Below are 18,891 nucleotides of genomic sequence, written 5' to 3' on the forward strand. Positions count from 1 at the left end.
ACCAACCAAAGCCAAAAGGCTAAAGGCCGGTGACTAACTTTTAAGAATTCCAAACCAACGTAAATCTTTTCATTAGGAGGCAAAGATAAATGGCTAAAGTAATTGGTATTGACTTAGGGACAACCAACTCCTGCGTAGCTGTGATGGAAGGTGGCGAAGCAGTTGTTATTCCAAACGCTGAGGGTGCCAGAACCACACCTTCGATAGTTGGTTTTTCCAAAACAGGAGAGCGTTTGGTGGGCCAAGTGGCGAAACGCCAGGCCGTTAGCAACCCAGATCGTACTATTTCCTCGATCAAGCGCTACATGGGGACCAACCACAAAGTAACCATTGACGGTAAAGACTACACCCCCCAAGAAATTTCAGCTATGACCTTAGGCAAATTAAAGGCTGATGCCGAGGCTTATCTGGGTGAGACCGTAACCCAGGCAGTTATTACTGTACCAGCTTATTTTGGTGATGCCCAGCGTCAGGCTACCAAAGATGCCGGGAAAATTGCCGGTCTGGAAGTACTGCGCATCATTAACGAACCCACTGCTGCGGCTCTAGCCTACGGTCTAGATAAAGAGGGGGATCAAACCATTCTGGTCTTCGACCTGGGCGGCGGTACCTTTGACGTATCCATTCTAGAATTGGGTGACGGTGTTTTTGAGGTAAAGGCTACCAGCGGTAACAACCGTCTGGGCGGTGATGATTTCGATCAACGGGTGATTGATTTCCTGGCCAGTGAGTTTAAAAAAGAAAGCGGCGTTGATCTGCTGAAGGACAAAATGGCTGTGCAGCGGCTGAAGGAAGCTGCAGAGAAAGCCAAGATTGAATTGTCGGGAGTGGTTAATACCAATATTAACCTGCCCTTTATTTCGGTTGGTCCAGATGGTCCCTTGCACTTAGATATTAATTTGAGCCGAGCTAAATTCGATGAACTAACTGCTGATTTAGTGGAAAAAACCATGGGCCCCACCCGTCAAGCGCTGAAAGATTCCGGGTTGGATGTCAAAGAAATTAATAAAGTTCTGTTGGTGGGTGGATCAACCCGCATCCCAGCGGTACAAGAGGCCATTCGCAAGTTCCTCGGTACCGAACCTCACAAAGGGATTAACCCCGATGAGTGCGTAGCCCTGGGTGCTGCCATCCAGGCAGGGGTATTAGCTGGGGAAGTAAAGGATGTTCTACTGCTGGACGTAACTCCTCTGTCTTTAGGTATTGAAACTCTGGGTGGAGTATTTACCAAACTGATTGAGCGCAATACGACCATTCCTACTTCCAAGAGTCAGATTTTTTCCACCGCGGCTGATAATCAACCTTCAGTAGAAATTCACGTGCTGCAAGGGGAACGTCAAATGGCTGCAGACAACAAAACCTTAGGCCGTTTCCAATTAAGTGGTATTCCCCCAGCTCCCCGTGGTGTGCCGCAAATTGAAGTGAAATTTGATATTGATGCTAACGGTATTGTTTCCGTTTCTGCTAAGGATATGGGTACCGGGCAGGCTCAGAGCATTTCTATTACCGGTACTGGTGCTTTAAACGATGATGAGATTAACAGAATGGTCGACGATGCTGAGAAATATGCCGAAGAAGATAAGAAGCGGAAAGAAGCCGTAGAAGTTAGAAATCAGGCAGACAGCATGATTTACCAAACGGAGAAGACCATTAAAGACCTGGGCGACAAGGCTGACAAAACCCAGGTGGAGGCTGTTCAAAAAGCTACCGAGGAACTTCGTGCAGCCATGAACAGCGATGACACCGACCAGATTAAAAACAAGTTAGAAGAAATGACGAAACTTCTTCATGAACTAACTTCCGCTATGTACCAGCAGCAAGAAGCTCAAGGTGGTTGTGCCGATGGTAGCTGTGGCGGCAATGCGAAACAGGACGACAACGTAGTAGATGCCGATTACGAAGTGAAAGATGAGAAGAAGGAAGACAAATAAGAAAAATTTTCATATACTAATGTAGTATTTCTGGCAATGGGGCTGTCGCAAAACTACTTTTTGCGACGCTCCCTTTTTGCCGTCAGCCATCAGCCATCAGCTTTTTGGTTTTCCCTGGTAGCAATCAACTGGCAATTATTTAAACCAACCAAGCTGAGGGCTGAGGGCCGATGGCTATCTTTTTATGAATATTAGGTGGTGTAACATGGCTAAGCGTGACTATTATGAGGTGTTGGGTGTTGCCAAAGGTGCCTCGACGGAAGAAATAAAAAAAGCCTATCGAAAACAGGCTCGGCAGTATCATCCGGACGTCTATGAGGGCCCTAAGGAAGAAGCAGAAGCCAAGTTCAAAGAAATAGCAGAAGCCTATGCGGTGCTCAGTGATGGAGACAAACGGGCGGCCTACGACCAGTATGGTCACGCTGCAACCGACGGCCAGGGCTTTGGGGCTGGTGGGTTCGGTGGTTTTGGCGATAGCGGCCTAGGCGATATCTTTGATATGTTCTTTGGCGGTATGGGACGGCAGCGCAATGGTCCTCAGAAGGGGAACGATCTACGATTTAATATGGAAATTTCCTTTAAGGAAGCGGCCTTTGGGGTGGAACGGGATATTCAGGTGCCACGCACCGAAACCTGCGATACCTGTGACGGCAGTGGTTCGGCCCCGGGCAGTAAGCCTCAAACCTGTGGTGTTTGTCAGGGGTCTGGTCAGGTACAATATGCTGCCAATACACCCTTTGGACGCATTGTGCAGAGCCGTACCTGCGACAAGTGCCACGGTTCTGGTAAGATCATAGAAAAACCTTGCCCTACCTGCCGTGGCGCAGGGCAAATTAGGAAAACCAAGACCATTCATGTCAAGATTCCTGCCGGTGTGGATGAAGGCTCTCGCCTACGTCTCAGTGGTGAAGGTGAGGCTGGCTTACGGGGTGGCCCGCACGGTGACCTCTATGTTTACATTTTGGTTCGCCCTCATAAGTTCTTCCGCCGGGAAGGCAATGAAGTCGTTTGTGATATCGATCTTTCCTTTGCTCAGGCAGCCCTGGGTGATGTGATCGAAGTACCTACCCTAGACGGTTCTGCCGATTTGAAAGTGCCCGAAGGCACCCAGACGGGTACCATTTTCCGCATTAAAGATAAAGGCATTCCCTATCTTAACGGTAACGGTCGGGGTGATCAGCATGTTCGGGTAAAGGTAATCACGCCAACCAAACTCAATGATAAACAAAAGGAACTGCTAAAGGAATTTGCTAAGCAGAGCGGCGACAAGGCCCCCAAGGCACAGGAAAAAAATATTTTTGAGAAAGTGAAAGAAGCGTTTAAATAGCTTAGGGGTATAACCCGAACAAGGAGGCACTCCCCTTGACCATTTGGCTTGAAATCTCCGTCCAGGTTCCTCATGAGGGAATTGAGATGGTTAGTTATATTTTTGATGAATTAGGTGCCGGCGGGGTAGTTATCGAAGACCCCGCTTTAATTTCCCGAGGCATAGAAGCCGATATTTGGGATCATTATGAATTTCCACCGGAAGTTCTTAACCGTACGCTACCTATCGTGAAAGCCTACCTGCCAGAAGGACCAGAGTTGGAGGACAAACTCGTTAGACTGCAGGAGCGGCTTTCGGGGTTACCCTTGGAGTCCATCCCTTCCTTCGAAACCAATCCAGTGGTTGAGGAAGATTGGGCCACCGCCTGGATGGCCTACTATAAACCGGTGGAAATTGGCAGCCGGTTAGCAGTAAAACCCAGTTGGGAAGAATATACCCCTCGGGATAATCGCATTGTTCTGGAATTGGATCCCGGCATGGCCTTTGGCTGTGGCAATCACCCCACTACGACCATGTGTATGGAGTTTTTGGAAGGCATTATTAAGGGTGGCGAGCTAGTGGCCGATGTTGGGACCGGCACCGGGATTTTGGCTATTACCTCTGCTAAATTGGGGGCAGACAGGGTTTTGGCTGTGGATTTAGATTCGGTTGCCGTCAAGGTGGCAAAGGAAAATGTGCAGCTGAATCAAGTGGCAGATCGGGTGACTGTCTTGGAGGGGAACCTGCTGGATAGGGCAACCGAAACGGTGGATATAGTCATTGCCAATATCATTGCCAGTGTGATCATTGTCTTGGCTCCCGATGTACTAAGAATTCTTAAACCAGGTGGATATTTGATTGCCTCTGGAATTATTCGCTTCCGGGCGGAGGAAGTAAAGGAAAAGCTGGAGCAAACCGGTTTCCGCATTGTCGAGAAGAAAGAAGACGGCGAATGGGTATCTTACCTAAGTGTTCTGGAGGGATAAGCCTTGGCCCGATTTTTTGTGCAGCCGCAGCAAATACAAGCAGACAGAGCCATTATTACTGGTTCGGATGTCAAACATATCAGCAAGGTATTAAGGATGGCACCGGGAGATCCCTTAACTGTCTTGGATGGTAGGGGGACAGTTTACCAGGCGGAGATTTGTGAAATAAATAAAGAAGAGATACTCTGCCGACTGTTGAGCTCTGAAAGGGGCGCTGGGGAGCCAGCTCTTAAGGTCACCTTGGTGCAAGGCTTGCCCAAGGGTGATAAAATGGAAAGCATTATTCAAAAGTGCACTGAGCTGGGTGTCCATCGCATCATCCCCCTGGCGGCTTCCCGGTCGGTTGTCAAACTTAACGATAAAAAAGTAACGGAGCGTCAGGAGCGTTGGCAAAGGGTGGCCTTGGAAGCCGCCAAACAGTGTCGTCGTTCCCATGTCCCGGAAGTCCAGCAGTTACGCTGTTGGGAAGATATCCTAAGGGATATTCCTGCCGACGCTTTGCTTATCATGCCTTGGGAGGAAGAAAAATCTCAGTCTCTGAGGCCTCTTTTGCAAAGAATGGAGAAGCCCACTGAATTGTACCTGTTTATAGGACCGGAAGGTGGCCTGGATGCAGTGGAAGTAACGGCGGCACGGGAGCGTGGCTGCCATCTGGTCACCTTAGGTGAGCGCATTTTACGTACCGAAACTGCTGGTCCGGCGGTTTTAACCATGGTGTTGTATCATTATGGAGAGCTGGGGTAAGGGGGATTATTTTTGTCAAAAACCGCTGCAATCTATACCCTTGGCTGCAAAGTGAACCAATACGAATCTTCTGCCATCGGTGATTTATTCCGCCAGGCTGGCTATGAGATGGTGGAATTTGAACAGCAAGCCGATGTCTATGTGATCAATACTTGTACCGTTACTCATCTAGGAGATCGCAAATCACGACAAATGATTCGCCGGGCTGCCAGGCAAAACCCAGAGGCGGTCATCGCTGTGACTGGTTGCTATGCCCAGACCTCACCGGGGGAAGTGCTGGAAATTCCAGGTGTAGATCTGGTGGTGGGAACCAAGGACAAATCGAATCTTGTCAGGCTGGTGGAGGACTTTGCCAAAGGGAAGGGCCAGGGTGTTGTTAATGCCGTGGCTAACATTATGGCCACCGACTGTTATGATGAACTGCCGGTGCCTACGGAACAAGGGAAAACCAGAGCATTTCTGAAAATTCAAGAAGGTTGCAATAGTTTTTGCGCCTATTGTATTATTCCTTACGCCCGGGGGCCCGTTAGAAGCCGACTGCCGGAGAATGTTATAGACTCTGCAGAGCAACTTATTGAACAGGGTTTTAAAGAAATTGTGCTAACGGGTATTCATATCGGTGCCTATGGTCAGGATTTTGCCGACCAACACATTGACCTGGGTTGGCTGGTGGAGCGTTTGGCAAAACTAAAAGGCCTGATAAGATTAAGATTGGGTTCCATTGAGCCTCACGATATCAATGATGCCCTGATCCAGGCTGTGGCCAGCAACCCCAACGTCTGTCGTCAATTGCACATTCCCCTGCAAAGTGGTGATGATGACATTTTAGCCAGCATGCGGCGACGCTATAATACAGGACAGTTTGTAGAACTGGTCAACAGAATTTATGCAGCTGTGCCAGGAGTAGCAATTACCACCGATGTCATTGTAGGGTTTCCTGGAGAAACCGAGCAGCATTTCCAAAATACCCTGCGTACAGTGGAACGGGTAGGCTTTGCCTCCTTACATGTGTTTAAATACTCTCCTCGTAAGGGTACCCCCGCTGCGGAGATGCCAGAACAAGTAAGCCCTCTGGCAAAAGATGACCGTAGTAAAAGGCTCACTCTGCTGGGGAGCAAATTAGCACAGCAATTCGCCCAGCAACAAATAGGCAAAGAACTGGAAGTGTTGGTAGAACAACCTCACGAAGGGGATAAGTGGCTTTTTGAAGGGCATACTGATACTTATTTAAAAGTAGTTTTTCCAGCCAATGAGAAACTGCGAGGCCAACTGGTAAGGGTACATATCGATGAAATTATTGGACAGTATTTAAAAGGCAGAATTATTTAACACGATTGCAGGATAATAATCCTAGTGTGTTGAATACATTTTTAGGGAAGACTATGATAAGATATTTAGCTTTCCGGGGGGAGGTGTTGTCAGTGCAAGACTGCCTCTTTTGTAAAATCATAGCCGGAGAGATCCCAGCCCAGAAGGTATATGAAGACGATAAGGTATATGCCTTTAAAGATATTGCTCCTGTGGCTCCGGTTCATGTATTAATTATTCCTAAAAAACACATTTCCACCCTCGAGGACATAAACGCAGAAGATGCTGAGCTGATGGGGCATATTATGGTTACAGCCTCTAAGTTGGCGAAGGAATTGAGTTTGGGGAAGGGATACCGGGTGGTTTCCAATTGTAAAGAAGATGGAGGCCAAACTGTGTACCATATTCATTTTCATCTTACAGGTGGCAGGCAAATGCAATGGCCTCCGGGCTAAAACCTGTTGACTGATTTTGAATATCAAGGTATAATAAAGTGGTATTGTAATTTTTGGGATATTATATTCAGACAAATCTGAAGTGAATATCCGAGGTTTTATGGTTTGGCGGAGGGAGGGAAATTGAGTGGCGGAAGTAAAAGTAGGCAAGAACGAGACACTGGACAGTGCCCTCCGGCGCTTTAAGCGGACCTGCCAAAAGGCTGGCGTTTTGGCTGAGGCACGCAAACACGAACACTATGAAAAACCCAGTGTAAAAAGAAAGAAAAAATCCGAAGCAGCACGTAAGCGCAAAAGTTTTAAATAAGTAAAGATCAAAACAAATGCTTGACATATAAATATGTGTCAGGCATTTTTTAATATCTCAACTTTCTTGCTATAATTGTTGTAAGATTTAAGAAGGGTAAATAATTTTTTAGGAGTAAGTTAAGGGGGTGTTAATGGTGTTTTTAGCAGAAATGGCTGGCTGGCTGGCTACCCTCGCCTTTGTCCTGGGAATATTCGCCTTGATACTGGAAGTATTTATTATGCCTGGCTTTGGCTTTGCTGGAGTGGTGGGGATCGTTTTGGTTGGTTGGGGTGTGTTGCTTTTATCGGTGGATGTTTTTCATGCCACCCAGGCCCTTACCACAGCCCTGCTGGTAACCCTAGTGGTATTGGTGGCGGGCTTTTGGTTAGCCACTAAGTATAATTTTTGGCGAAAGGTTACTCTGGTCAACCGGCAAAATCGGGAAGAAGGTTATGTTGCACCTCGACAAGACCTGGAAAGTTTGCTGGGCTGCCGAGGGGTAGCAGCCACTCCCCTCCGCCCAGCCGGTACTGCACTCTTAGCAGGGAATAAAGTAGATGTCGTCACCGAAGGTGACTTCATCTCCCCAGGAACAACCGTGTTAGTCATCCGGGTTGAAAGTACCCGGGTGGTGGTCAAAGCGGTGGAAAATGAGTAACTGGTTTCTAATTCGTTACATTTTTTGCGGTTGATCAGTCTAGACTTATAGAATACTGTCTAGACTAGGTTAAAGTAAAAAAGCTGACAGCGAATAGCTGAAGGCAAATAAAAGGAGGTAATGCACATGATAGGTCTAGGAGGTCTATCCTTCCTACTACTGCTCTTCCTGGTAGTCATCTTTATCGTAGTTTTGTTTAGCTTCATCCCGGTAGGGCTGTGGATTTCAGCCTTAGCTGCGGGAGTGAAGGTCGGTATTATTACTTTGGTAGGTATGCGTTTGCGCCGTGTACCGCCAGCTACCATTGTCAATGCACTGATTAAAGCTGACAAGGCCGGGTTAAATATTACCGTGGATCAATTGGAAGCCCACTACCTGGCAGGAGGTAACGTAGACAGGGTGGTGGATGCCCTTATCGCCGCCGAGCGGGCGAATATTCCTTTAATCTTTGAACGAGCTGCGGCCATTGACCTGGCAGGCCGTAATGTACTGGAAGCCGTCCAAATGAGCGTTAACCCCAAGGTTATCGAAACCCCTGTTATCAGTGCTGTAGCCAAGGATGGTATTGAGCTGAAGGCAGTAGCCAGAGTGACTGTAAGAGCTAACATCGACCGTTTGGTGGGGGGTGCCGGGGAAGAAACCGTTATCGCCAGGGTAGGTGAAGGTGTTGTTACCAGTGTGGGTAGTGCGGAATCACATAAAATGGTGCTGGAAAATCCCGACAGCATCTCTAAAACCGTATTATCCAAGGGCTTGGATGCTGGAACTGCTTTTGAGATTTTATCGATCGATATTGCCGATGTTGACATTGGCCGTAACATCGGTGCCCAATTACAGACAGACCAGGCCGAAGCCGATAAAAATATTGCCCAGGCTAAGGCGGAAGAACGCCGGGCTATGGCTGTGGCTCAAGAACAGGAAATGAAGGCCAGAGTACAGGAAATGAGAGCAAAGGTTGTAGAGGCGGAAGCAGAGGTACCCAGGGCTATGGCGGAAGCTTTTCGGTCTGGTCGTCTGGGTGTGATGGACTATTACAATATGCAAAACGTGCTAGCCGATACCAAAATGCGGGAAGCCATCTCCAATCCTAACAGCGGGAAAGAAAAAGAGAAGCATATTGATTAAAGAGGGAGTGAGGCTACATGAATAGTCTAATTTTCATGTTTATCCTCTGGGTTATCTTTCGTGTTTTTAGTGACCGTACCAAAGACAGAAGACAACCGATGCCTACGTCTCCCGCAGAAGAAGCGTCCACTTACCAGCTACCACCAGACCTGAGACGAAAATGGGGTCCCCCCCTGCCTCAGGAAGAAGTGGAGCCAGCAGAAACAAGTACTCAGCCGAAAAAATACAAGGTTGCTGCAACGGTACCTGCTACTGTTACACCGATTAAAAAGATAGAAAAACAGATGCCGGCGGCAAGCGAAGAAGCAATACAGCGGGCAGAGCAGAGCCCCGCCCCTAGTACCTGCCCAGCGGGTATAGGAAAACTAAACCCGGCTATGCTGCAGCAGGGAATTATTCTGTCAGAAATCTTAGGGCCGCCCATGGCCAAACGACGGAGAAATAGTGTCTTCCATTAATTAGTAATTTTCCCTTCCCGGGGTGCATAAAGATATCCCGAGGAGGGGATTTTTTATGTCCTTACGCGATCTGCAGAGAAAATTTAAAAAGCAGTTTTCAGATTTTTTTGAGATACCCCGTGACATTATGTTGGACTTGCCTAAAATTGTCTTGGTGGGCAATCTGCAAGTATTTATTGAGAACCATCGGGGAATTGTGGAATACACTGTTGAAAAAGTTCGTATTAAGGTGGGCGAAGGAGAAGTTGGTATTACAGGCCATGATTTAATGCTGCGTAATATCAAAATGGATGAAATATGCGTGGAAGGCCACATTAAATCCCTCTGCTTTTTAGAACCCGGGGAGGTGTGGTAAATGGTTCTGTTAAGGTTATTTTCCTTTTTATTAGGACATGTTTCTTTGGTAGTGAGGGGCGAATTTCTGGAGAAGTTTGTCAACTTAGCAGCTAGCCGGGGCATTTATTTATGGGACATTACCCGCTTAGAAAATGACAAGGTTCGGGTAAAGGTACGTATTTCTGATGTTCGTCCTTTACGGCATATTGCCAGGGCCACCCAAAGTTCCTTCAAGGTAAGGGAACGTCGGGGTATGCCCTTTATGATCAATCGGCTCAAAAAACGTAAGCTGCTGGCCATTGGGGGAATTGCCTTTTTAATAACCCTTTATTTCCTATCCTCCTTTGTCTGGTTCATTGGTGTTACAGGGAACGATAAACTATCCGACGAGCAGATTAAGAAAATTGCTGCTCAGGCTGGCCTACGACCGGGCGTTGCAAAATGGGAATTAGAGCCGAAAGAGATAGAAAAAATTATTCGAGAGCAACTTCCCTCCGTAGCCTGGGCAGGGGTCTATATAAAGGGTACCCATGTGATCATTGAGATCGCAGAAAGAAAATTGGTGCAGGAAGAACCGCATAAGGGGCCTGCCCATCTGGTGGCCGGCAAGGCCGGACTTATTAAAGAAGTGTTGGTATTAAACGGACAAGCAAAAGTAAAAGAAGGGGAAACTGTGCTGCCTGGTAGTATCTTAATTAGTGGTGAGATTTTACAAGAAGTTAAACCGGAAGCAAGCAACCAGCCGTTGCCGGAAGGTCAGGAACCATCGGCACCCCAATACGTCAGCCATTTTGTCCAAGCCAAAGGGATTGTCAGAGCCAGGGTTTGGTATGAAGGCTATGGGGAATGTCGTCTGGCAGAAACTGTAGAAAAACGAACAGGGCAAGAAAAAATATCCTTTTGTATTAAATTTAGGGGTAAGGAAATAATCATATCAGGACCTAAAGAGTCGCCGTATCAACACTATGAAGTTAAGAAGATCGTTAAAAGCCTGCCCCAATGGAGGAATATTGGAATTCCCGTCGAAGTTACAACAGTGCACTACCTTGAAAAGGTTGTATCTCGTCTTAACCATGGTTTGACAGGTGCCAAACAAATCGCAGAACAGAAGGCAATGGCGGAGATCAGTGCCAAGTTGCCCAAGGATGCTAAAATAGTGGAACGCCGCTTGGAAGTGGTCGACACAGGGCAGCACGAAGACCTTGTCAGAGTAAAAGCTTTTGTGGAAACCATAGAGGATATTGGTGTAATCAAACCGCTCAAGACACATGAGGAGGCTAGGGATTGACCGACAAAATGGAGCTAAAGGTGATCATTGATGACAATGAAGCCGCAGCGGAAATTTTAGGTAAACAAGATGAACATATTAATTTAATTGAGCAAAGTCTAGGCATACGTGTGGTGGCCAGAGGAGAAGAACTGGTTTTGCAGGGTTCCGTCGAACAGGTAGAGCAAGGCAAAGAAGTTTTTTCTCAACTGCTGGAATACTATCAATCCGGTAACCATATTGGTCGACATGAAATTAATTATGTGCTGCGAGCAGTGAAGGCAGGAGTTAAACAAGCCTTAAGCAGTCTGGCCAAGGATGTGGTCATGGTTACTGCTAGGGGGAAACAAATTAAGCCCAAGACTTTGGGTCAAAAGGATTATATTCGAAATATTAAGAACCATGATGTTGTCTTTGCCATTGGTCCCGCTGGTAGTGGTAAAACCTATCTAGCGGTGGCCATGGCTGTTAATGCCTTGCGCAAAAAAGAGGTTAATCGGCTAATTCTTACTCGACCGGCAGTGGAGGCAGGGGAAAAATTGGGCTTTTTGCCCGGCGACTTGCAGGAAAAAATTGATCCTTACTTGAGACCGCTTTACGATAGCCTGTATGATATTTTAGGGTTAGACCACACACAAAAGTACTTGGAAAGAAATATCATCGAAATTGCCCCCTTAGCCTATATGCGGGGAAGAACATTGGAAGATGCATTTATTATTTTAGATGAAGCCCAGAACACAACCCCGGAGCAGATGAAAATGTTTTTGACTCGCCTGGGATTTGGTTCTAAGGCTATCATTACAGGTGATATTACCCAAATTGACCTGCCTAAGGGCCAGAATTCCGGCTTGGTGGATGCCAAGGGAGTTTTGCAGGGGGTTAAGGGCATTGCTTTCCAATGGATGACTGGCGCAGATATTGTACGACATCCCCTGGTGATGGAAATTATCCGTGCTTACGAACAACAGGCTGAACAGTAGGATAGGCCTCTCGGCATATCAGAAGTACAAACTTTCCGATATGCGTAAGGGCAAACTAGGTTGCCGCCGACGTCTAAAGACTCGGCATACCTGGAAGGCCTAAACAAGCCAAGTTTTTCTAAGTTGGCCGGGGAGTGATAAAAAATGGTTTCAATACGACAAGTAGGCGGAGGCCTGGCAAAGGGTTTTAAATACCTATATAAAAATGAAAATTTTCGTCGCTATCTAGCTGCGTTGTTGTTTTTTGCCCTCATTACCCTATTGGTTTCCTTTGAGTTTGTACCAGAAAAAGTAAATTTGCAGTTGGGACAAATATCGTCTTCCACCATCTATGCACCTCGGGCGGTGTCGTACACCGATCAGACTAAAACCACCGAAGAACGGCGCAAGGCGATGGAAAAGGTACCGAGGGTACCCGAAATCAATCAAGATGTATCTACGGTAGTTCGCCAGGATGTTAATGAGGTACTCAAGGAAATTAAAACTGTGCAGGCAGATACCGAAAGTGAACCTGCAGCTAAGGTAGCTAAACTAAGAGCGATTATCCCTTTTAGTCTGCCGGAATCAATTCTCACAGAACTGGCCCAGAGTAATCCTACCAATACCGACCAGTTGGCGGCGGGTGTTGTTGGTGTACTTACAGAGTTTTTGGATCGGGGAGAAGGTATTAGTGCGGAGCAATTAGCAGAGGTAAAAGAAAAGGCTGCTACCCGTATTGCAGACAGACAATTTGCCGAGCCCTATCGAATTCTTGGGCAGGGTTTGGTAAAACATTTTCTACGTGCCAATGCTTTTTTTGATAATGAGAAATATCATTTGCTGCAGCAGGAAGCGGCTGAAGGTGTACCCGCTGTACGAGTGAATATTCAATATCGGGAACGTATTATTACCCAAGGCGATGTGGTTACCGAAGAACACATTGCCAAACTCCAGGCATTAGGGTTATCCAGGCCCCAGCAAACCTTTACCACGTTATTTGGGACCGGGTTGTTGGTAGCCCTGTTAATGACGGTGGTACTGCTGTATACCTATATTCACCATAAGGACATCTATCGCAATGACAGTTACCTTAATTTAATTGCTATTGTTGTGCTGATTACCCTGGTGGTATCCCGAGCAGTGATGGCAATCAATATCAGTAAATGGCCCGAATTTGGCTCTTTAATTGGTTTCTTAGCTCCAGTGGCAGCAACCGGCATGTTAATTACCATTCTATTGGAATCCCGGTTGGCACTGCTGGTGGTGATGAACCTGGCCCTGCTACTGGGAGTAATGTCCGGCAATCAGTTTCATTTTGGGTTGGTAGGATTTGTTGGCGGCGTCAGCGGTGTCTACAGTGTTTCCAAGCTCAGTCAGCGTGGGGACCTAGTACGGGCCGGTATTTATGTGGGAGCGGCTAACGTTATTATTATCGCCATTGTAGGGCTAATAGCGGGTACTCCCTGGTATTTGCTTATTACCTCTGCCCTGGGCTTAGGCATTGCAAATGGGTTGTTGTCTTCCATTCTTACCAACGGAGCGTTGCCTTATCTGGAAACCAGTTTCGGCATTACTTCTACCGTTAGACTTCTGGAGCTTTCTAATCCCAATAATCCGTTATTGAAGAAGCTGTTAACAGAGGCCCCCGGTACTTACCACCACAGCATTCTGGTGGGTAACTTAGCAGAAGCGGCTGCGGAAAGTGTAGGAGCGGAACCTCTGGTGGTGCGAGTGGGGGCCTATTATCATGACGTTGGTAAAATTAAGCGGCCCTACTTCTTTATTGAAAACCAATTAGGGGGAGATAATCCCCATGATAAAATAGCACCTTCCCTGAGTACGCTAATTCTTACTTCACACGTTAAGGATGGCGTAGAACTGGCTAAAGAGAATAAACTGCCGCAACCTGTTATCGATATTATTGAGCAGCATCATGGCAAGAGTTTGGTGAGCTTTTTCTATCATAAAGCGTTGGAAGGTGACCGCAGCGAGTCGGTCAATGAAGAGGATTTTCGTTATGAAGGCCCAAAGCCCCAAACAAAAGAAGCGGCCATCGTTATGCTGGCCGACAATATCGAAGCAGCAGTGCGTTCCTTACAAAATCCCACAGCTGGTAGGGTGGAGGGATTGGTCCGGAAAATTATTAAGGATCGACTAATGGATGGCCAACTTGATGAGTGCAATTTAACCCTAAAGGATTTGGATGCCATTGCTAGCAGTTTTGTCCGAGTCCTGTCAGGGATTTTCCATAACCGAATTGAATATCCTGATATGAAACAGGAGATGGAAAGGAGAAAAACTCCGCATGGCGGTTCTCGTAAGTAATCTACAAGAAGAAATAACAGTGGACGAGCAGTTAATTAAAATAGTAGAAGATGTCGTTACAGAGAGCATAAAATCCGAAGGATACTCTTCAGAAGCTGAGGTTAGTCTAATCTTCGTGGATGACGATTATATTCAAAGTTTAAATGCGGAATACCGGGGCTTGGACAAACCTACGGATGTTTTATCCTTTGCTTTAAATGAAGGAGAAGAAATGCCCGAGGAAGAAGAGGCAGAGGATCTGCTAGGGGATATCGTAATTTCTCTGCCCACCGCCCGCCGTCAGGCTGAAGAATATGCTCACAGTTTCCAACGGGAAGTGGCCTATCTAACTGCCCATGGTTCCCTCCATCTCCTTGGCTATGACCATCAGACTGATGAAGACCGGCAGGTTATGCGGGAGAAGGAAGAGGGGATTCTAGGTAGGTTGGGGATTACTAGGTAAGACACAGAACCTAGCTATTAGCTTTAGACCTTAGGCTATATGCCATAGGCTTGTCCATCATAGCTCGATGACGTACGGTTATAGCCAATTCATCCCGAAAGGTTACCTAAATGATGAAAGGTTTACTCAAAAGCTTTACCTTTGCCTTGGCAGGAATCTGGTACGTGGTTCGAACCCAGAAAAATATGAAGGTTCACTTCACTGCGGCACTGCTAGCAGTGGTGGTGAGCCTTTTTTTGTGTTTATCCCCTTTAGAATGGGGATTGGTCTTCTCTGCCATTTTTATGGTACTATTGACAGAGTGTATCAATACAGCCATCGAAGCAGTGGTGGATTTAATTTCACCCAAGTTTCACCCCCTAGCTAAAATAGCTAAAGACTGTGCCGCTGGAGCAGTACTCCTGGCGGCGGTATATTCGTTGGCAGTGGCAGGATTGGTCCTGTTGCCGAAAGTGTGGGGGAGGATGTAAAAATGGCCTAAGGCAGGCCCCAAAGTACTACCCTCAAGTTGAAGGAGGTTGTTTAAATGACCATATCTACGGAGAAACTCATAGAGATAGCCCAGGAAGCCAGAGAAAGGGCTTATGTACCCTATTCTAAATTTAAGGTTGGAGCGGCTCTTTTAACGAAAGAAGGAAAAGTTTTCTCCGGGTGCAATGTAGAAAATGCATCCTATGGACTTACCTGTTGTGCTGAACGTACTGCCATTTTTAAAGCTGTTTCGGAAGGGTATCAAAATTTTGCTGCCATTGCTGTCATCGCCGATGTACCCACCCTATGCAGTCCCTGTGGTGCCTGCCGTCAAGTTTTAGCCGAATTCGGCGGACAGATAAAAGTTCACATGGCAAATCTCAAAGGCGATTATGTAAGTAAAACTGTGGAAGAATTACTACCAGGTTTCTTTGCAGCGGGGGATATGGAGGAAAGATAGCCCTTGAACATTGGCCTTTTAGGGTTTTTAATCATGATGTAGTCATAAATACTAAATTTTTGATGTTATGCTAAAGCTTCACAACAGACAGTAATAGGCCAAAGCCTAGAATTTATTGCAGGAGGTTCATCATATATGCATACCACCCCCGAAAATTTCCGCTCCGGTTTCGTTGCCCTGGTGGGTCGACCCAATGTTGGCAAGTCTACCTTACTCAATAAACTGGTGGGTCAAAAGGTGGCCATTATGTCGGACAAGCCACAGACCACTCGGCATAAAATTCATTCGGTTCTCAGTAGAAACGATGCCCAAATTGTTTTCCTGGATACACCGGGTATTCATAAACCCAGACATAAATTAGGAGAGCATATGGTAGACGTGGCTCTGGGTGCTCTTAAAGAAGTGGATGTTGTATTGTTCCTGGTGGAAGCAACCGACCCGCCGGGCGCCGGAGACCAATATATTACAGAACAGATGAAAGAGATTAAAACGCCGGTATTTCTTCTAATTAATAAAATTGATTTGATTAAGAAAGAAGAAGTTTTGGAGAGAATTCTTAGCTATAAAGATTTGCTGCCCTTTGCTGAGGTGATTCCGGTTTCTGCTCTGTCAGGGGATAATGTGGAGCGACTGACGGATACTATTATTAAGTATCTACCCGAAGGTCCCCAGTACTATCCAGCAGATATGATTACTGACCGCCCTGAACGCTTCATCATGGCCGAAATCATCCGGGAAAAGGTGCTGCACCTGACCAGTGAAGAGATACCTCATTCTGTAGCTGTGGTGGTGGAACAGGTCAAAGAGCGTAACAATGGCCTGGTGGCCGTCAATGCCGTGATATTTACCGAAAGAGACTCGCAAAAGGCCATTTTAATTGGTAAGGGCGGTAACATGCTAAAAGAAGTAGGGCGTCGAGCTAGGGAAGAAATCGAAAATTTACTTGGCTCCAAGGTCTATCTGGAACTTTGGGTTAAGGTTAAAAAGGATTGGCGCAACAAAATAAATGATATTCGTAATTTTGGCTTTACCGAAGAAGAGTAGACGGGGGTATTAGCGATCAAAGAATGCATTAACCAGCTTAATGAGATCAAACTACGGCAATGTCTGGTGGACCTGCATCCTGCAGATATTGCTGAAGTCCTGCCAGAGGTTGCTCTGGCTCAAAGGGTTAGAGTGATGCGGGCAGCTGGGCCGGAAAAGGCTGCCTTAATTTTATATGAGCTGGATCGTGACATTGTGCCTCCTCTTCTGGAAGCTTTAGGGCCTAAAAGGCTGGCGGAAGTATTGAATGACATGTCCGATGACGATGCCGCCGATATATTGGGTGAATTACCAGAACCCCAAAAGGACCAGTTGCTTAGCCTAATGGAGGCCACTGAGGCCGCTGATGTACGGGAACTATTAAAATACGGAAAAGATACTGCCGGCGGTATCATGACCACCGAATATGTGTCCCTAAAAGAGGATATGACCGTAGACGAAGCTATGGCTACCCTGAGACAGATGGGCACCGAGGTGGAAACCATCTACTATGTTTACGCGATCAATGAACAAGCCCAGCTCACCGGAGCTATGTCCCTGCGGGAGCTGATTTTGGCACCCTTGGATGCCAGAATCGAGCAAGTGGTAAACAGAAGAGTGATTACCGCCCATGCTTGGGATGATCAAGAGAAAGTCGCCCGATTGGTGGCTAAATACGATTTTATTGCCATTCCGGTGGTTAATGATGACAACCAACTGTTAGGGATCGTAACGGTGGATGACGTTTTGGATGTCCTGGAAGAAGAGGCAACGGAGGATATCCTTAAGCTGGCTAACGTGGACGCAGAGGGTCAGGATTTAGTTGAGACCAGCCCATGGCAGCGGGCTACCAGACGCCTGCCGTGGTTAATTGCACTGTTATTTGGCGGACTTATTGCAGGTAATGTCATTAAAGAGTTTTCCGGCACCCTGGAAAAGGTTACCGCCTTAGCTTTCTTCATTACTGCTATGGCAGGCGGACCGGGCAACGCTGCTACCCAATCTCTGGCGTTGGTAGTACGGGGCTTAGCCACCGGGGAAGTGGACCAACGCCGCTTATTAAAAGCCGTTTTCAAAGAGGCCCAGGTGGGTATCATCGTAGGGCTAGTAAGCGGCTCTGTGTTAGCTGTAGTAGCCTACTTATGGCAGGGTGAAACTTCATTAGGGTTGGTGGTGGGGTTAGCTTTAGCTATCAATATTACCATTTCCACAATGCTGGGCAGCTTTTTCCCGGTGATTATCCACCGCCTGGGAGCCGACCCTGCGGTAGCTTCGGGACCGTTTATCTCCACCCTAATGGACGTTACCAGTATGTTTATTTACTTCAGTTTAGCTACTTGGCTATTACTGTGAGAAAGGATCCTTTAACCATAGGCAAAGCAAGCCAGTTTTTCTAAATAATCGCCTAGCACTTTTTAGAGTACTAGGCGATTATCTTTTACCATTTTTTCCTTTGAGTTTCATCCACATGATTATTTTGTCCCGAAGCAGATCATAAATTCGATATAATAAGATTACTTTATTATGGAAGGCTAATCAGAGAAGGGACATGCCAAATGAAATTGTATAAACTGGATGCCATTATTTTGAAATCCCGAGATATGAGGGAAGCGGACAAAATACTTACCATATACTCTATACAAAGGGGAAAACAGAGGGTTGTAGCTCATGGTGCAGCCAAACCAACCAGCCGTAAAAGAGGGGCGGTGCAGCCCTTTTGTTACTCTTCTCTTATGATGCACCAAGGTAGGGAACTGGACTCGATCAGTCAGGCTGAATTAAAAGAAGGTTTTGCAGACCTAAGAGTAGACCTGGATCGACTAACGGCAGCGGCTTACCTGGCAGAACTGACCGACAACTTTGTGGGGGAAGGGGAGGCGAATCAGGAGCTTTTCGCCTTACTACTAAGTACCCTCTATCTTCTAGCGGCGGGTGACGTGGAGATGACCTTACGTGCCTTTGAGGCTCGCTTGCTGCTGCTGGCGGGTCTTCAGCCAGAATTAAACAGTTGTAACCATTGCGGTGTCCCGTTTAAAGAAACCAAGGTTTGGTTTGGTAGCGAGCAGGGTGCATTACTTTGTCAGGGCTGTGCCGCACAGGAAAAAAAGGTGGCTGCTTTTAGTCGAGGAACCTTGGAAGTAATGAAGACCTTATATCGCTTCGAACTGACAAAACTACAGCAACTTAAGGTTTCAGAGCTATTAAGAAAGGAGCTCAATCTATTATTACGGGCTTATCTGGAATTTCACCTGGAAAAAAGACTTAAAACCATAGAATTCTTGGATAGATTGAATAAGAATAGGGCACAAGAGGGTACAAATATATAGTAAGGAATTCAAGGGAGGTAT

At 46.7% G+C, this 18,891-nt stretch carries 20 protein-coding genes; all 20 read left to right on the plus strand.

What is annotated here, in order from left to right:
* Nucleotides 1-89: 89 nt before the first annotated feature.
* The 20 genes from dnaK (at nucleotide 90) to recO (ending at nucleotide 18,870) form a co-directional block, all read left to right on the plus strand.
* Nucleotides 90-1,931 carry a molecular chaperone DnaK gene (gene dnaK / locus BUA78_RS15240; RefSeq protein WP_072916248.1) on the plus strand — a complete coding sequence of 614 codons (1,842 nt, stop codon included), beginning with the start codon at nucleotides 90-92 and terminating at the stop codon, nucleotides 1,929-1,931.
* Between the two features lie 205 nt (nucleotides 1,932-2,136).
* Entirely contained in the window at nucleotides 2,137-3,258 is a 1,122-nt protein-coding gene (dnaJ, locus tag BUA78_RS15245) for a molecular chaperone DnaJ (RefSeq protein ID WP_072916250.1), read from the plus strand.
* 35 nt (nucleotides 3,259-3,293) lie between these two features.
* Entirely contained in the window at nucleotides 3,294-4,223 is a 930-nt protein-coding gene (gene prmA, locus BUA78_RS15250; RefSeq protein WP_274377403.1) for a 50S ribosomal protein L11 methyltransferase, read from the plus strand.
* 3 nt (nucleotides 4,224-4,226) lie between these two features.
* Complete coding sequence (locus tag BUA78_RS15255) at nucleotides 4,227-4,967, plus strand: 16S rRNA (uracil(1498)-N(3))-methyltransferase (protein WP_072916251.1); 741 nt, start codon at nucleotides 4,227-4,229, stop codon at nucleotides 4,965-4,967.
* 12 nt (nucleotides 4,968-4,979) lie between these two features.
* A complete protein-coding gene (gene mtaB / locus BUA78_RS15260) occupies nucleotides 4,980-6,296 on the plus strand; it encodes a tRNA (N(6)-L-threonylcarbamoyladenosine(37)-C(2))-methylthiotransferase MtaB (RefSeq protein WP_072916253.1) in 1,317 nt (438 codons plus the stop codon).
* Between the two features lie 92 nt (nucleotides 6,297-6,388).
* Nucleotides 6,389-6,730, plus strand: coding sequence for a histidine triad nucleotide-binding protein (locus BUA78_RS15265; RefSeq protein WP_207650510.1), 342 nt, complete (start codon nucleotides 6,389-6,391; stop codon nucleotides 6,728-6,730).
* 127 nt (nucleotides 6,731-6,857) lie between these two features.
* Nucleotides 6,858-7,037, plus strand: a complete 180-nt coding sequence (gene rpsU, locus BUA78_RS15270) for a 30S ribosomal protein S21 (protein ID WP_013841189.1) — start codon at nucleotides 6,858-6,860, stop codon at nucleotides 7,035-7,037.
* A gap of 133 nt (nucleotides 7,038-7,170) precedes the next feature.
* The gene (locus tag BUA78_RS15275) at nucleotides 7,171-7,677 is read left to right on the plus strand and encodes an NfeD family protein (protein ID WP_084082458.1); all 507 of its coding nucleotides are present in this window, start codon (nucleotides 7,171-7,173) and stop codon (nucleotides 7,675-7,677) included.
* A 126-nt stretch (nucleotides 7,678-7,803) separates the two neighbouring features.
* Nucleotides 7,804-8,802: a flotillin-like protein FloA gene (floA, locus tag BUA78_RS15280; protein WP_072916257.1), complete on the plus strand. Its 999-nt coding sequence runs from the start codon at nucleotides 7,804-7,806 to the stop codon at nucleotides 8,800-8,802.
* A gap of 17 nt (nucleotides 8,803-8,819) precedes the next feature.
* Nucleotides 8,820-9,260 carry a hypothetical protein gene (locus BUA78_RS15285; RefSeq protein ID WP_072916259.1) on the plus strand — a complete coding sequence of 147 codons (441 nt, stop codon included), beginning with the start codon at nucleotides 8,820-8,822 and terminating at the stop codon, nucleotides 9,258-9,260.
* Nucleotides 9,261-9,315: 55 nt separating this feature from the next.
* Nucleotides 9,316-9,615 (plus strand): sporulation protein YqfC, encoded by a 300-nt coding sequence (gene yqfC, locus BUA78_RS15290; protein WP_072916261.1) that lies wholly within the window; start codon nucleotides 9,316-9,318, stop codon nucleotides 9,613-9,615.
* Nucleotides 9,616-10,884 carry a sporulation protein YqfD gene (gene yqfD / locus BUA78_RS15295; RefSeq protein WP_072916263.1) on the plus strand — a complete coding sequence of 423 codons (1,269 nt, stop codon included), beginning with the start codon at nucleotides 9,616-9,618 and terminating at the stop codon, nucleotides 10,882-10,884.
* 8 nt (nucleotides 10,885-10,892) lie between these two features.
* Nucleotides 10,893-11,843: a PhoH family protein gene (locus BUA78_RS15300; RefSeq protein WP_420795519.1), complete on the plus strand. Its 951-nt coding sequence runs from the start codon at nucleotides 10,893-10,895 to the stop codon at nucleotides 11,841-11,843.
* Between the two features lie 144 nt (nucleotides 11,844-11,987).
* A complete protein-coding gene (locus BUA78_RS15305) occupies nucleotides 11,988-14,147 on the plus strand; it encodes an HD family phosphohydrolase (protein WP_072916268.1) in 2,160 nt (719 codons plus the stop codon).
* Entirely contained in the window at nucleotides 14,128-14,589 is a 462-nt protein-coding gene (gene ybeY, locus BUA78_RS15310) for an rRNA maturation RNase YbeY (protein ID WP_072916270.1), read from the plus strand. The genes BUA78_RS15305 and ybeY overlap by 20 nt, the downstream gene beginning before the upstream one ends.
* Nucleotides 14,590-14,699: 110 nt before the next feature.
* Complete coding sequence (locus tag BUA78_RS15315) at nucleotides 14,700-15,059, plus strand: diacylglycerol kinase family protein (RefSeq protein ID WP_072916272.1); 360 nt, start codon at nucleotides 14,700-14,702, stop codon at nucleotides 15,057-15,059.
* Nucleotides 15,060-15,115: 56 nt separating this feature from the next.
* A complete protein-coding gene (locus BUA78_RS15320; RefSeq protein ID WP_072916274.1) occupies nucleotides 15,116-15,520 on the plus strand; it encodes a cytidine deaminase in 405 nt (134 codons plus the stop codon).
* Nucleotides 15,521-15,655: 135 nt separating this feature from the next.
* A complete protein-coding gene (gene era, locus BUA78_RS15325; RefSeq protein ID WP_072916277.1) occupies nucleotides 15,656-16,564 on the plus strand; it encodes a GTPase Era in 909 nt (302 codons plus the stop codon).
* 27 nt (nucleotides 16,565-16,591) lie between these two features.
* Nucleotides 16,592-17,896 carry a magnesium transporter gene (mgtE, locus tag BUA78_RS15330; RefSeq protein WP_274377407.1) on the plus strand — a complete coding sequence of 435 codons (1,305 nt, stop codon included), beginning with the start codon at nucleotides 16,592-16,594 and terminating at the stop codon, nucleotides 17,894-17,896.
* Nucleotides 17,897-18,099: 203 nt separating this feature from the next.
* Nucleotides 18,100-18,870 (plus strand): DNA repair protein RecO, encoded by a 771-nt coding sequence (recO, locus tag BUA78_RS15335; protein WP_072916282.1) that lies wholly within the window; start codon nucleotides 18,100-18,102, stop codon nucleotides 18,868-18,870.
* The last annotated feature ends 21 nt before the right edge of the window (nucleotides 18,871-18,891 follow it).

This window comes from Desulforamulus aeronauticus DSM 10349, assembly GCF_900142375.1.
Classification (GTDB): domain Bacteria; phylum Bacillota; class Desulfotomaculia; order Desulfotomaculales; family Desulfotomaculaceae; genus Desulfotomaculum; species Desulfotomaculum aeronauticum.